12 protein-coding genes are annotated in these 14035 nt (G+C 37.4%); 6 read left to right on the top strand and 6 right to left on the bottom strand.

Annotated features, from left to right (window positions below; genetic code table 11):
- Positions 1-21: 21 nt before the first annotated feature.
- The 4 genes from PMI13_RS01795 to PMI13_RS01810 form a co-directional block, all read right to left on the bottom strand.
- Complete coding sequence (locus tag PMI13_RS01795; RefSeq protein ID WP_007840058.1) at positions 22-1314, bottom strand: MFS transporter; 1293 nt, start codon at positions 1312-1314, stop codon at positions 22-24.
- Between the two features lie 157 nt (positions 1315-1471).
- Positions 1472-3103: a SusD/RagB family nutrient-binding outer membrane lipoprotein gene (locus PMI13_RS01800; protein WP_007840059.1), complete on the bottom strand. Its 1632-nt coding sequence runs from the start codon at positions 3101-3103 to the stop codon at positions 1472-1474.
- A gap of 11 nt (positions 3104-3114) precedes the next feature.
- On the bottom strand, positions 3115-6057 hold the full coding sequence (locus tag PMI13_RS01805; RefSeq protein WP_007840061.1) for a SusC/RagA family TonB-linked outer membrane protein: 2943 nt from the start codon (positions 6055-6057) through the stop codon (positions 3115-3117).
- Positions 6058-6474: 417 nt separating this feature from the next.
- Complete coding sequence (locus PMI13_RS01810) at positions 6475-7353, bottom strand: AraC family transcriptional regulator (protein ID WP_007840063.1); 879 nt, start codon at positions 7351-7353, stop codon at positions 6475-6477.
- A 240-nt stretch (positions 7354-7593) separates the two neighbouring features.
- Here PMI13_RS01810 and PMI13_RS01815 point away from each other — a divergent pair, with 240 nt between their 5' ends.
- From PMI13_RS01815 to fabF, 6 genes are all read left to right on the top strand, one after another.
- The gene (locus tag PMI13_RS01815; RefSeq protein ID WP_007840065.1) at positions 7594-8466 is read left to right on the top strand and encodes a helix-turn-helix domain-containing protein; all 873 of its coding nucleotides are present in this window, start codon (positions 7594-7596) and stop codon (positions 8464-8466) included.
- Positions 8467-8553: 87 nt separating this feature from the next.
- Positions 8554-8970 carry an OsmC family protein gene (locus PMI13_RS01820; RefSeq protein ID WP_007840067.1) on the top strand — a complete coding sequence of 139 codons (417 nt, stop codon included), beginning with the start codon at positions 8554-8556 and terminating at the stop codon, positions 8968-8970.
- A gap of 122 nt (positions 8971-9092) precedes the next feature.
- On the top strand, positions 9093-9704 hold the full coding sequence (locus PMI13_RS01825; RefSeq protein ID WP_007840069.1) for a TetR/AcrR family transcriptional regulator: 612 nt from the start codon (positions 9093-9095) through the stop codon (positions 9702-9704).
- Positions 9705-9708: 4 nt separating this feature from the next.
- Complete coding sequence (locus PMI13_RS01830) at positions 9709-10977, top strand: acetyl-CoA C-acetyltransferase (RefSeq protein ID WP_007840071.1); 1269 nt, start codon at positions 9709-9711, stop codon at positions 10975-10977.
- 11 nt (positions 10978-10988) lie between these two features.
- Positions 10989-11414, top strand: coding sequence for a PaaI family thioesterase (locus PMI13_RS01835; protein ID WP_007840072.1), 426 nt, complete (start codon positions 10989-10991; stop codon positions 11412-11414).
- A gap of 1 nt (position 11415) precedes the next feature.
- Positions 11416-12657: a beta-ketoacyl-ACP synthase II gene (gene fabF / locus PMI13_RS01840; protein WP_007840073.1), complete on the top strand. Its 1242-nt coding sequence runs from the start codon at positions 11416-11418 to the stop codon at positions 12655-12657.
- A 68-nt stretch (positions 12658-12725) separates the two neighbouring features.
- On the opposite strand, the gene PMI13_RS01845 is transcribed toward fabF, so the two are convergent.
- Together PMI13_RS01845 and PMI13_RS01850 are read right to left on the bottom strand one after the other, a co-directional pair.
- Positions 12726-13106 carry a cupin domain-containing protein gene (locus PMI13_RS01845; protein WP_034669761.1) on the bottom strand — a complete coding sequence of 127 codons (381 nt, stop codon included), beginning with the start codon at positions 13104-13106 and terminating at the stop codon, positions 12726-12728.
- 65 nt (positions 13107-13171) lie between these two features.
- The gene (locus tag PMI13_RS01850; protein WP_007840081.1) at positions 13172-13927 is read right to left on the bottom strand and encodes a murein L,D-transpeptidase catalytic domain family protein; all 756 of its coding nucleotides are present in this window, start codon (positions 13925-13927) and stop codon (positions 13172-13174) included.
- Positions 13928-14035: the final 108 nt, after the last annotated feature.

A 14035-nucleotide genomic window follows, 5' to 3' on the forward strand; every position in this document is an offset into this window, starting at 1 on the left:
ATTTAAAATTAAATGATTGATTTACTGATCTTTTAGTTTTTCCGGATATGGAAAAGGAACCAGCGCACTGATGATGAATGCCGGGATCGCCGCGATCATTACCCAGATAAAGAACATTTTGTATCCTATCCAGTCGCTGATCATTCCGCTGAACATCCCGGGAATCATTACCCCGAGGTTCATAATACCGGTTGCAAAAGCATAATGGGCTGTTTTGTGCTTTCCCGGAGCAATCTGCTGCATCATATACAATGTAAGTCCCACAAAACCAAAACCGTATCCGAAATATTCGATTACAACTGCAGCTCCTACAGGAAGCAGATCGACAGGCTGGTAATGTGCTAATAATGCATACACTACAAATGGGATATTAAATGTACAACACAACCAGATCAATGACTTTTTCAATCCCCGGAAAGAGATTAAATAACCCGCCAACACTGATCCTAAAATAAATGCGGCCGAACCGTATGTTCCATAAATAAGCCCGATATCTGAAGTAGACAGCCCTAATCCTCCGGAAGTTCTCGGAGCTTTAAAAAACAAAGGAGCAATTTTTATGGCAAATCCTTCTGCAAAACGGTATAGAATAATGAACAATACAGACCATATGATATTTCGTTTTGTAAAGAAAGAAGTAATCACTTCAAGCAGCTCTTTACGGACATTCCCTGCAGTTTTCCCCTCTGTCTGTCTTTCCTGTTTGTTTTCTTTTGGTAAGAAAAAATAGTGATAAACCGCTACTATGAAAAATAGTACTGCATAAATTCCCATAATGATCATCCATGCATTGGTCACTCCATTCTTTTTTTCCAGAATACCGGCGAAATACACCAGAATTCCACTGCTGATAATTTTAGCCAGGTTATAAAAAGCCCCCTGCCATCCTATATATTTTGCCTGTTCTTTGTTTGTCAGAAAATGGATATAGGTCCCGTCTGCAGCAATATCATGGGTTGCTCCAAAAAATGCAATGACGGCAAAAAGAGCAATGCTGTACCTGAAAAAATCACCCAGGGGAAGGCTTAATGCTATTAAAGCAAACAGAAATCCTATGGCAAACTGGGTAAAAACGACAAAAAATTTCTTTGTTTTATAGATTTCGAGAAATGGGCTCCAAAGAGGTTTCAAGGTCCAGGAAAGCATAATAAGCCCTGTCCAGAAAGTAATCTTTGTATCCGAAACTCCCATGTCTTTATACATGATTCCGGAGACTGCATTAATTGTTACAAAGGGCATTCCCATCGCAAAATATAATGTTGAGATCCAGAAAATCGGTTTTATCAGATGAGCTCCGGAATTGTTTTTTCCCATATTAAAATTATAGATGATAAAGAAAGAGGACATCTCAAAAGTTTCATTCCGGTTTAAACGAAACATTGTGAAAAATAAAAAATACGTAGATTTTTATATCTTGGAATGAAAATATCAATGGATATCTATCGTTTGAGACGGCCTCTGTACTTTAATATTATGGTTTTTTATCCCACCAAAGTTTTGTGGCTCCTGTATCCGGTCCGCCGAGATATTGTACAGCCTGTGGATAATTAAGCGTATTGTTTCTATATTTGGTTGGAATTGGAATTCTCCTGATCATCGCATTGGTACTGATCGTTCCCTGACTGTCATTAATAATATTTTTGAAAATAACCGGATAACCTGTCCTTCTTTGCTCTGCCCAGGCTTCAGATCCGTCAGGATAAATGGCGATCCACTTCTGAGTTATAATCCTTTCTAATTTCTTTTCGAAAGAATCCCCGGCGTTCCATTTGATTGTAATTGTACTTAACATCGGATCTCCCGCTAAAATACTATTTGAAGGGACTTTAGGGTCAATATACGGAGCTTCGGTAGAAACCGCATCTGCCACATAAGTATCATAGCCTGCACTTTTTCCCCATTCTGCCAATGACATTTGGATGCCTTTGTTGTAATTTACACCGGCATCTCCTGCCCCTGCATACCCTCTGAGAGCAGCTTCAGCTTTCAGGAACCAGGTTTCTGCTGCTGTACATATCTTATTTTTACCGTTGCTTGATGAAAAATAATCACCTGTTGCCGCAGCAGCAATTGGCTGAGAGAAATCTCCGTACCGGTCTTTACTTCCTCCCAGATCAACACCTTGCCTTACTCCAATGTATTTTCCAAATACCGTAGGATCTGTAGCAGGTTTCGCATAAGCTGAAATTCTCGGATCATTATATCCGTTCATAAATGCCATTAACGGTGCTCCGATTTTACAGTCTCCCCAGGAATAGATAATATCATTTAATGGGGAAGCTCCACCGTAACTTACCAATGCATTCTGTGAGTTATCTTCAATTAAACCTACCGGGGAAGAAAGCGCTTCTTCCGCATATTGCTTGGATTTTACAGGGTCTGCATAGCTGATTCTCATGGCAAGTCTCAGTTTAAGTGTATTGGCAAGCCTGGCCCAGTTTGCTGTATTTCCAGAAAATACAACATCAGATTTTTGTATTACTGTTTTATCTTCTATGGTTGGTGTTCCGGCAAAAGCCTGAATCGCTTTATTAAGGTCTGCAACAAAATAGTTGTAGGCATCTTGCTGTGAATCAAAATCAGTAACCCCGTTTGAATCGGGAGATTGAAACTTGCTATAAATTACAGGTCCGTGAGCATCTGAGACTTTCTGAGTTGCAATTACTCTTAAAATCATAAGAATAGCTTTGGATTGAGAGAAATCTACTCCCGGATATTTTTCTTCTGACTGTGCAAAGAAATTTTTATACTGCTGATTTACATCTTCAAGCTGGTTCATCATTATCCTTTCATTCCAACCATCCATCATGAAATAAGTAGTATTATTTTTTCCGCTGTTGTAAGGAGTAGCTGTACTGAACAGACCACTGTACATATCAGCATTTAAGTTAGTTTGTAGCTGATATATCCAGTTTGTAGGATTCTGAAGGTTCTTCTGCATCTGTTTCATCGGATTGGTAAGAGCCACAAAATCGGCAAGTAACTGTTCGTCGGTAATACCACTATATTGTGAATTTATATCTTCAAAGTCTTTGGTACAGCTGCCTGCAAATAAAGCAGCTACCATGCTCAAGATAACTATTTTAGAATTTATTTTTTTCATATTTCAGAAGATTAGAAGTTTGCTTTTAAGGAGACACCTAAAGAACGCGTAATCGGTGTTCCAAACATATCAACACCTACCCCACCAGGATTTACACCCGATACTTGTTCCGGGTCGAAAGGGGCATCCTTGTAGAAGAAGAATAAGTTAGTTCCGATAATGCTTACGGTAGCATCTTTAAAAATTTTTGAATTTGTTTTGAGTGTATAAGAAATGGAAGCCTGTCTTAATCTAACGGCAGTAGCTTTGTAAATATAAGCTTCGTTTATACCATCTCTTCCACCTACTGACTTATAATAATCTTCAGCATCTGTTAAGCCCGTATAAGGAGTACCATTCTCATATACTGCATTGGGAATAGAAACCCCGCCAGCATCTCTGGCATCTGCCGATGCCTGGCTTACCCCCAAACCATCATTAACCGATTGGGTAAACCCTAAAACCTGGCCTCCAAACCTCCCGTCTACAAGGAAGCTTATATCAAGCCTTCCTATAGAAAAATTATTATTAAGACCCAGCATAAATTTTGGATTGGGATTTCCAAGATACTGTTTTCTTTTATCACTGTCAACGAGTGGAACTCCATTAGCTCCTACAATTATTCTTCCCTCAGAATCTCTTTTAAATACGGTACCATAGAGATCACCAAACGAGCCTCCAACCTTTAACATATTGAAGCCACCTCCAGTCAATACAAAGAGCTTATCCGGATCCGGGTAGTATTTAAGAGGCAAGAGTTCTTTTATCCTGTTTTTATTGGCTGAAGCATTAAAAGTGGTAGTCCATCCAAATTTTTCGCTATTAAAAATTTTGTATGATAAACTTGATTCAAAACCTATGTTCTGAATTTTACCTGCATTAATATCCACTTTACCAGATTGTACTCCAAAATTGGTGGCTGCGTCAACCCCCTTCAGGTATTGATTACTAACCACAGAATTATAAAAGGTAAAATCAAAAGATAATTTATTATGGAACATTCTTAATTCTGTTCCGGCCTCAAAGGTTCTGTTGAATTCGGGTTTTGGATATAAATCTCTAAACATTTCATTACTTACAGGAGCAGAAGAATAAAACCCTGTGATAACCCCGCCATTAAATTCAGGCTGTGGCATGGTAGAGGTAGGATCCAATGCATTTCCCACTGTAGCATAAGATGCTCTCACTTTCCAGAAAGAAATAGCTTGTGGAAGGCTGAAAATTTCTGTCAAAATTCCATTCGCTCCTATCGATTCATAATCAATACCGTTATTACCCGTTCCGGCTAAGGTTGAAGACCAGTCATTTCTGAATGTAAGATCAAGATATACTTTGCTTTTATATCCAAAGCTTGCGCTTGCAAATACAGATTGGTCCTGTCTGTGTGGGTTTGTAATCGTATAGCTTCTTCCATTACCAAAAACTCCCTCCCCTTGCTGATTTCCCCAATCTAAATTATTAAGGGTAAATAAATTGGCAACAAAAAGCCTATTGTTTTCGATATTTGTAATACTATATTTCAGATCAGAAATACTGGTTCCTAAAGTGAAATCCAAGCTGATGTCATCATTAATTTTGGGATTACCTATTAATAAGAAATCGCCGTATGTAGTTGTCTTCTCAATTGTGTTTTTATAAATTTTCCCATTACTAATCTTAGTTTCTAACCCCAAAACAGTTGGCTGAGAATATGCCGCCACATTTCTTTGAGAATCTGAACTAAAATAGTTATAATTACCCCTGACTTTAGCCGTTAACCAACTATTGATCGTATAGCTTAATGCTGCAGATCCGTATAAATTTTTATTTTTTGTTATTACCGGGTTTTTATTCAATATCCAATATGGATTCTGAGTTTCACTATCTGCAAATTCTCCATTTGGTTTTACTGCCCACCAGTTTTGCGCATCCAGATACCTCGACTTTTCAAAGTAAGAATAATTCTGAGCAAACTGATCAAAATCTACTCCTCTCGGCAACCAATACAGATTGGTAATAGGAGAAAAATATGATCCAGGTGACAATCTGTTTTTTGAATTTTGTAAAGAGGCCATCACATTCGCATCCAGAACAAGTTTATCATTCAGAAATTTACTTGTCGTTCTGTAGTTTACGTTATATTGATCTAAGTAAGAAGTAGGAATGATCCCTTTATTGGTTGTATTTCCTAAAGAGAAAAAATTAGTTGTTTTTTCATTACCTGCCTGAAAACTCACACTGTTAATCCATGTAGCTCCCGTTTGAAAAAAATCTTTAGTATAATCTTTAGAAGAGCCCTTCGCTCCCCAGCTGTCATAGGATCCTGTATTTCCGTTAGCCGGATCATAAGGTGTTGTTTGAAGATAACTGTGCTGAAGTTCTGGAAGGCCATAAACCTTATCAAATGTCAAACTTGAAGTATAAGAAAGGCTACTTCTTCCAACAGTTCCTTTTTTGGTTGTAATAAGTATGGCACCATTACTCCCCTGCGCTCCATATAAAGCAGCAGCTGAAGCTCCTTTCAGAAAGTTGATACTCTCGATATCTTCAGGATTAATGGTACTCAGTACATCTCCTGTATCAGGCATCGATGCAAAATAATCTACTTTCGGACCTTCTGTACCCGTGACTCCTGTATTATTGATGATAGGAATCCCATCAATTACATACAGCGGCTGGCTGTTTCTGGTAGATTTATCTCCCCTCATCACCACTCTTACCGATCCACCGACACCTCCGTTGGTTTTATTGATCTGCACATTGGATACTTTTCCGTTGATAGAGTTTAAAAGATTGGGAGTTTTCACTTCAGTAAGATCATCCCCTCCAATCTGCTGGCTGGAGTATGTCAAAGAACGCGCCTGTCTTTTGATACCCAAAGAAGTAACAACAACCTCCTGGATATTAACTGTCTTAGTCGTGTCGGCAGACTTTGTATCCTGCGCATACCCAAACAAAGGAAAAGCTAATAAAATTGGAATAACAGTTTTTCTCATAAGTTAGTTTAGTTAAGGTTTATTTGAGAATTCAATTAAATTGCTTTAAATATTATTTTTCAGCTTTTAAACATATTTTGTTCATTTTTCTTCCAAATATTATGTTTTTATTCGCATTAAATAATTAAAGTTTTGTTAAGATTTAATTCATATTAGCAAATCTAATTTTTGTACCCACCCGGATATAATACTATTTTATCATAAAACGATATTATTTTTTCTGATGTTTTTTCCAAAATACAATTTTAGACTGATTTACAACACCATACACTATTTTTAGAATAAAGTTTTCATTGTAATTTTTCTGCCATTTTTTCCAGATTATCGCTGATTTTATCTTAATTTAAAAGAAAAATCCTGACAATGACGCCAGGATTTTGAAAATATGTACTCCCTTTTTTTAAGCCCGGAAAAACATTATTCTATTTTTTTCACCTCTTTGAACTGTTCTTTAAATTCAGTAGGAGTTGTTTTTTTTATGGATTTGAAAACCTTATTGAAATTGGCAATATTATTAAAGCCGGCTTCAAAAGCGATCTCGAAAACGGTAAGGTTCTTTTCCATCAGCCAGCGGGCGGCGTATCCGATTCTTATTTCATTAAGATAATTCACAAATGTCTTGCCTGTTCTTTTTTTGATGAATCTGTTGAAGGTCACATTGCTCATATTGACCAGTGATGCCACATCATCCAGTGTTATTTTATTTTCAAAATTTTTATGGACAAAATCATGAACAACCTTCATTTTATCATTATCAACAAATGTTTCCAGCTCTATGCTGTAGGACGATAAAAATGTCTTGTCTTCAGCAATGGCCAATTCGTTAAGGATTTTCATGATTTCAATGAAAGATTCAAAACTATTCATCTTTGACAGGTTGAGAAAAGATTCCAATAGCTTTTCAGCAGTTTCCTGGGAAAACAAAATTCCCCGGATTGAATCTTTGATCAGATTATTGATGGGCTTCAGAATATTTTTTTGCATCAGTGACTGGTTAAAAAAATCCTGGTTAAACTGCACCGTGATCTCATGTGTTTTTCTGTTTTTACACTTATAATTTGCCCAGCAGTGCGGCAGGTTGGGGCCCACCAATACCAGCTCTATATTTCCGATCTCCCCGGTGTGGTCTCCAATCATCCGGCGGTATCCTTTTCCTTTATAGACAAAATTGATCTCAATTTCCGGGTGATAATGATAGGGGAAATCAAATGAGGTTTTTATCCGGTCAAATACAAGAAAACTGTCTTCAGGAGATAAAGGAGTTATTTCTCTCAAAATATTTTCCAAACTGCTCATTTAGCCTTTTATTTTTTTAAAGAAAATTAAATTATAGCACAAATGCAAATCTTTATACATTCATACCATAGCAGAAATGGAAATATATAAATTTTATTCTTAGTTTTTTCTTTTATATAGAATATTAATTACACCTGTTATTGAAAACTTTCCAGTCTTTTTGTTAAAAATTTCAATAGCATTCAATTATTTAATATCCCCATTTCTCCTTTTTTGTATCTTTATTCTTTAAGTTTATTCATGCAGCTACACAATCTTATTTTTGAGGACAACTACAAAAGGTTTGGACTTGGTATTTTTTCCGAAGAGAATTTAGACCACCTGAAAGAAAATAAATTCAATTCTGAAATCAAAATTTTTTTTGTGCCGCCCGGATATGAATTAAGGGTAGACTTCAATTATTATAAAACAGAAACTCCTACCCTTTTTTTTCTGACCAATCAATATCTGGATGTGAAAAAGGGAAATGCTGATGAATCTGTCCTTCTCCATTATAACAGGGACTTTTACTGTATACAGATTCATGACAAAGAAGTTGCCTGCGATGGGCTGCTTTTTCATAATGTATTCGAAATTCCGAAAGTAGAGCTTAATTCTTCCGAAGAAATTACAATCAGAAGTTTATTCAGCAATATACAACATGAGCTTGAATGGAAAGAATCTTCCGGTGAAGAAATGATAAGAACCTATTTAAAACAGATTATCATTCATGCTACCCGGAAATGGAAAAAACAGAATCTGCAGACCGAAACGGTGAATATTCCCAATAATGAGCTTGATATTTTCAGGGACTTCAGCAGAAATCTGGAAATTCATTTCAGAGAAAAACACAATGTGGCAGATTATGCGGAATTGCTCCGTATAGCTCCTAAAACACTTACCCATAAGTTTAAAAGTCTGCATCTTGAATCTCCCAATCAGCTTATCATCAACAGAATTTTACTGGAAGCTAAAAGACTTCTTTTTTATACCGACAAACCGGTGAAAGAAATCGCCTATGATCTCGGATATGAAGATCCGGCATATTTTAACCGCCTTTTCACCAATAAAGTGGGAAGCACTCCTGCTAATTTCAAAAAAAACTACTCTCCGGGAAAAAAGTACAATACTTAGTCCCTTTTATCTATTTATTCCGGTAAGTAACCACCCTATCTTTGTAACATCAAAATCAAATCTATTAAACAATAAAAAACAAACATTATGAGACGTAACGCAACAGCCGTTTGGAACGGTAACATCAAAGAAGGAAACGGACATATCACTACACAAAGTACAACTTTAAACCAGACCCAATATTCTTTCAACAGCCGTTTTGCAGATGGTGTGGGAACCAACCCTGAAGAATTATTAGCCGCTGCCCATGCAGGATGCTTCACCATGAAGTTAAGCGCTGAATTATCTCAGGCCGGTTTTACTCCGGAAGAATTAAAAACAACTTCAGTGATTACTTTGGATCCAAATATCGGAAAAATCACAAAATCAGAATTAACCTTAACCGCAAAAGTTCCGGGAATTTCTGAGGAAGAGTTTCAGAAATATGCTAAAATAGCAGAAGAAGGATGCCCTGTGAGTGCAGCTTTCAATTTTGAAATTACATTGAATGCTACTTTAGCCTGATAAAGTTAATTTTCCACCCTAGAAAAATTAAGTCTGAAACCTTTTTATGGCTATCAGGCTTAATTTTTCAAACAAATATACCATTCGGTATATTTTTGTATCTTTGCCAATATTTCACGATCATGTCAAAAGCAGAAAAGACCAAACAATTCATTATTGAGAAAACAGCCCCTTTGTTTAATACCAAAGGCTATATTTCAACGTCGCTTTCTGACATTACGGAAGCAACGGGATTAACGAAGGGAAGCATTTACGGAAACTTTGAGAATAAGGACGAGGTTGCCCTTGAGGCCTATAAATATAATTCAGGTTTGCTGAGTAAAAGTATGTCCCATTCACTGGGTGATCAATTCCCCACTGCAATAAATAAATTACAGGCTTTTGTAGCCTTCTACCGAAAGAGTTGGAGAACCGTTTTTTCCAATGGCGGATGTCCTTTAATGAATGCTGCAACTGAAGCTGATGATACTTTTCCACGGTTAAAAAACCAGGTGACCAGATCTTTTGAAAACTGGATCAAAAAAATTTCCAAAGTGATTGTTCAGGGACAGGAAAATCATGAAATAAAAAAAGAACTGGATGCAGACGAATACGCTTCATTATATATCATGCTGATTGAAGGCGGAATCTTACTCTCCAAAACAACCGGTGATGAAAAATACCTGAGCCAGGCACTGGACAGAATCTTACTCAGTATCGATCAGGAACTTAAAACTATTCCATCCAAAATTTAACCTTATGGAAACAAAAAGAGTAGCAATTGTAGGATACAACAGAATTCCTTTTGCAAGATTCAATACCGCTTATGCAGATGCAGGCAATCAGGATCTGCTTCTTTCAGCGCTGAATGGATTAATAAGCCGTTATCACCTAAAAGGAAAACTTCTGGGTGAAGTTGCCGGCGGAGCGGTTATTAAGCATATTTCCGAAAGCAACCTCATCCGTGAAACCGTGATGAATACAACCCTGGATCCGGCTACTCCTGCATGCGATATCCAGCAGGCATGTGACACAGGAATTGAAGCTGCCATTTATATCGGAAATAAAATTGCTCTCGGACAAATAGAAAGTGGTATTGCCTGCGGTGTGGAAGCCATGAGCAATATTCCTTTTGAATCTTCCGCAAGGTTAAGAAAAGCCTTACTGAAAGCCAATAAAGAAAAATCTGCTTTCGGAAAATTAAAGCAATTGCTAAGCCCGAAACTGAAAGACTGGATGCCTATACCTTACAAAGGACAGGAACCTAAAACCGGCCTTGTGATGGGTGAACATACGGAAATCACAGCAAAATATTACCAGATTTCACGCAAGGACCAGGATGAGCTTGCTTTTAAAAGTCACCAGAATATGGCAAAAGCTTATGACGAAGGTTTTTTCGATGATATGATTACCCCTGCTTTCGGCTTGGATAAAGACAATAATTTACGCCGTGACACAAGTCTTGAAAAATTAGCCCAGCTAAAACCGGCTTTTGATAAACAAAACGGAACTTTAACAGCTGGGAATTCCACACCGTTTACTGATGGAGCTTCTGCTGTTTTGCTTGCAAGTGAAGACTGGGCAAAAGCCAATAATCTTCCTGTTCTGGCTTATATCACATTTTCAGAGCTGGCCGGAATAGAATATGTTGAAAACAGACAGAATTTACTCCTGGCTCCGGTTTTTGCTGCTGAAAGAATGCTTAAAAAAGCAGGAATGAACCTTGAGGATTTTGACTATTATGAAATTCATGAAGCTTTTGCAGCACAGGTTTTAGCAACCCTTAAAATCTGGGAAAATGATGACCTGGCTAAAAAATTCGGACTTGAAAAAGCGCTTGGAAAAATAGACCGTAATAAACTGAATGTAAAAGGCGGAAGTTTAGCCGCAGCTCATCCGTTCGCAGCAACAGGCGGAAGAATTATTGCCACACTCGCCAAGCTCCTCAATGAAAAAGGAAGCGGAAAAGGATTTATTTCCATTTGTGCAGCCAGAGGACAGGGAGTGACAATGATTATAGAAAAATAAGAAAACAAAATATGGATAGATTAGAACAATTAAAACAATTTATCGGAAAAGAATTTGATCAGTCTCCGTCACCGTTTATGAAATGGCTCAACCCTATCGTGGTATCCGTTGAAGAAGGACAGCTGGAATTCCAATATACCGTAAGAGCTGAATGGCTGAACCCGGTCGGAAATCTTCACGGCGGTGTAACGGCTGCTATTGTGGATGACATCATTGGTGCCACCATGTTTTCTCTGAACGAAAATTCTTTCATAACAACCATTAATAATGTGATCGATTATTTTTCAACTGCAAAAGAAAATGATAATATTGTAGCTGAAACGAAAATTATTAAAAGAGGAAAGCAATTTGTCAATGCTCAATGTGAAATATGGAACGCAGATAAAACGAGATTAATTGCCAGAGGAACCTCTAATTTATTTAAAATTAATAACTAGTATGAAAAGAGTTGTCATTACAGGACTGGGTGCAGTAACCCCGTTGGGAAACAATGTTGAAGATTTCTGGAAAAACAGTATCAACGGAGTGAGCGGAGCAGGATTAATCAAACATTTTGATACTGAAAAATTCAAAGTGCATTTTGCCTGTGAGGTAAAAGATTTTGATCCTAAAGTACATTTAACACACAATGAAATAAAAAGAAGCGATCTTTTTTCACAATATGCCATGTATTCATCTGCGGAAGCCATCCAGGATTCCGGATTGGATCTGGGAAATATGGATCCTTTTGATACCGGAGTAATCTGGGGAACCGGACAAGGTGGAATGTATACTTTTGAAAATGAAGTGGCAGAATTTTATACCGGTGAAGGAACACCCCGCTTCAATCCGTTTTTCGTTCCAAAATTTATTGCCAATATGGCTTCGGGAATGATTTCTATGAAATATGGCCTGCAGGGAATTAATTATACCACCGTTTCTGCATGTGCTACAGGAAATACTGCACTAATGGATGCTTTTAACTATATCCGCCTCGGAAAGGCAAAAGTAATTATCAGCGGTGGTTCGGAAGCAGCCATTACACCCGCTTCAATCGGGGGATTTTCTATTATGAAAGCAATGTCTGTAAGAAACGATGATTTTGCAACTGCAAGCCGGCCGTATGATGCAGACAGAGATGGTTTCGTAATGGGAGAAGGTGCAGGCGCTCTGGTTCTTGAAGAGTATGAACATGCAAAAAGCAGAGGCGCAAAAATTTATGCCGAACTGGTAGGAGCTGCTATGACAGCAGATGCTTATCATATGACGGCACCTCATCCGGAAGGAACTTCTGCTATTAAAGCAATGCAGCTTGCTCTTGATGAGGCCGGAATAAATACCGAAGACATTGATTATATCAATCCACACGCAACCTCAACCCCGCTTGGAGATCTGGTTGAGCTAAAGGCGATCAACAAACTTTTCAAAGGAAGTAAAAACCTTGATATCAGTGCCACTAAATCTATGACAGGTCATCTATTGGGGGCAGCCGGTGCAGCTGAAGCCATTCTTTCTATAAAAGCAATTCAAAACGGAATCATCCCGCCTACAATTAACCTTCATAAGACTGATGAAAGCATTCCAAAGGATGTGAATATTGTATTTAATGAAGCTAAAGAAAAGGATATCACGTATGCATTGAGTAATGCTTTCGGTTTCGGAGGGCACAATGCAACTCTGATTTTCAAGAAATTCAGCTAATTAACTATATAACAGGTTTATAAATAAAAAAAGCAGTCAGTTTTGACTGCTTTTTTATGTAGTATCTCCTATTCAAAATCCGGGATAAAAAAATCATCAGCATTTTCAGCCATGGGAATGTATAACCTTTCCCATTCCTTTCCTTCTATGATATCCCAGGTATGCCCTTCTCCCTTAGTATCTTCCGCCAGAAGAATAATTCCCGGCTCAATAAGAAACGTAGAACCATCACTTACGGTAAATAAGATACTTCCTTTTAAGGTCACCACATATTGTCTTCTTGGAGCAGGATGAATATTTTTCTCCCACTCCTCCGTTATTGTACTTATCCAGAAAGAGGCGGTATTCATCGGTTTCAAAGTGGGAATTTTTCCTTTTTCAAACCTGCTTGTTCCATCAGGATTATTCATCATCCTTACGGCAGGAACAAATCCACTTTTAATTTCCATACTGCTCTTTACTTTTTTGATCATCAGCTTTATTGCTGAATAATCTCACCATCAATAAATCTAAATTAAGATTTTAACCATTCCGATCTGGAAAGATAATTCTGATCGGGATAATAAATGAAGAGACAACTTTTTCCTTTGATTGTGTTGATGATGGGCTGAGTCAAACTTCTTGGAATTGCAGGACATCCCCAGCTTCTTCCGATCCTTTTATGCATTGCTGCAAATTCCTCACTTACATAATCAGCCCCATGCATCACGATTGCTCTTTTAAATGCCGCATCATTAAATCCTTTATCCATTCCCAAAAGCTTCAAAGAATATCCGTTGTCACCTTCATATGTTGTATCAGTAATATAAAATCCCATGCTGCTTTGAAGCGAACTTTCAGTGTTTGAAAAATTTGTGGCAAATTCTTCTCCTGTGTTCTTTCCGTGGGCAACCAGTGAATTAAACAATACTTTTTTCTCATTGATATCAATTACCCAAAGTCTTTTCATATTTGAAGACATAGAAAAATCGCATACTGTAAGTAAATGCGAATCCTGATTAAGCAAACCGGCTTTCTTCAAATTCTCAAAACCAGTTAAGGCTTTGAAGAAAACTTCTTCGTTAAGTTCATGTCCTTGTTCAAATGTAATGGCTTTGTATAATTCTTCTGAAGAAGATACCGTATTTGCCGTCTTCTCAGATTTCGTGTCAGCTAATCTTTCAGTTTTTTTTGTACTGTTTTCATTCTTTACAATTGTCTTTTCAGGAGACAGGTAGAATGAAGTAGTTACCATGTAAACAATACCTAATACGCTATATAATCCTTTCATTCAATACTATGCTAAATATAAATTAGTCGGGCAAAATTATAAAAACATAATTACCGAAGGACAAAATCCCATCAAAGTTTAACTCAATTTAAGAAACTTTAACTTCCT

The organism is Chryseobacterium populi (assembly GCF_000282115.1).
In the GTDB taxonomy this organism is placed as follows: domain Bacteria; phylum Bacteroidota; class Bacteroidia; order Flavobacteriales; family Weeksellaceae; genus Chryseobacterium; species Chryseobacterium populi.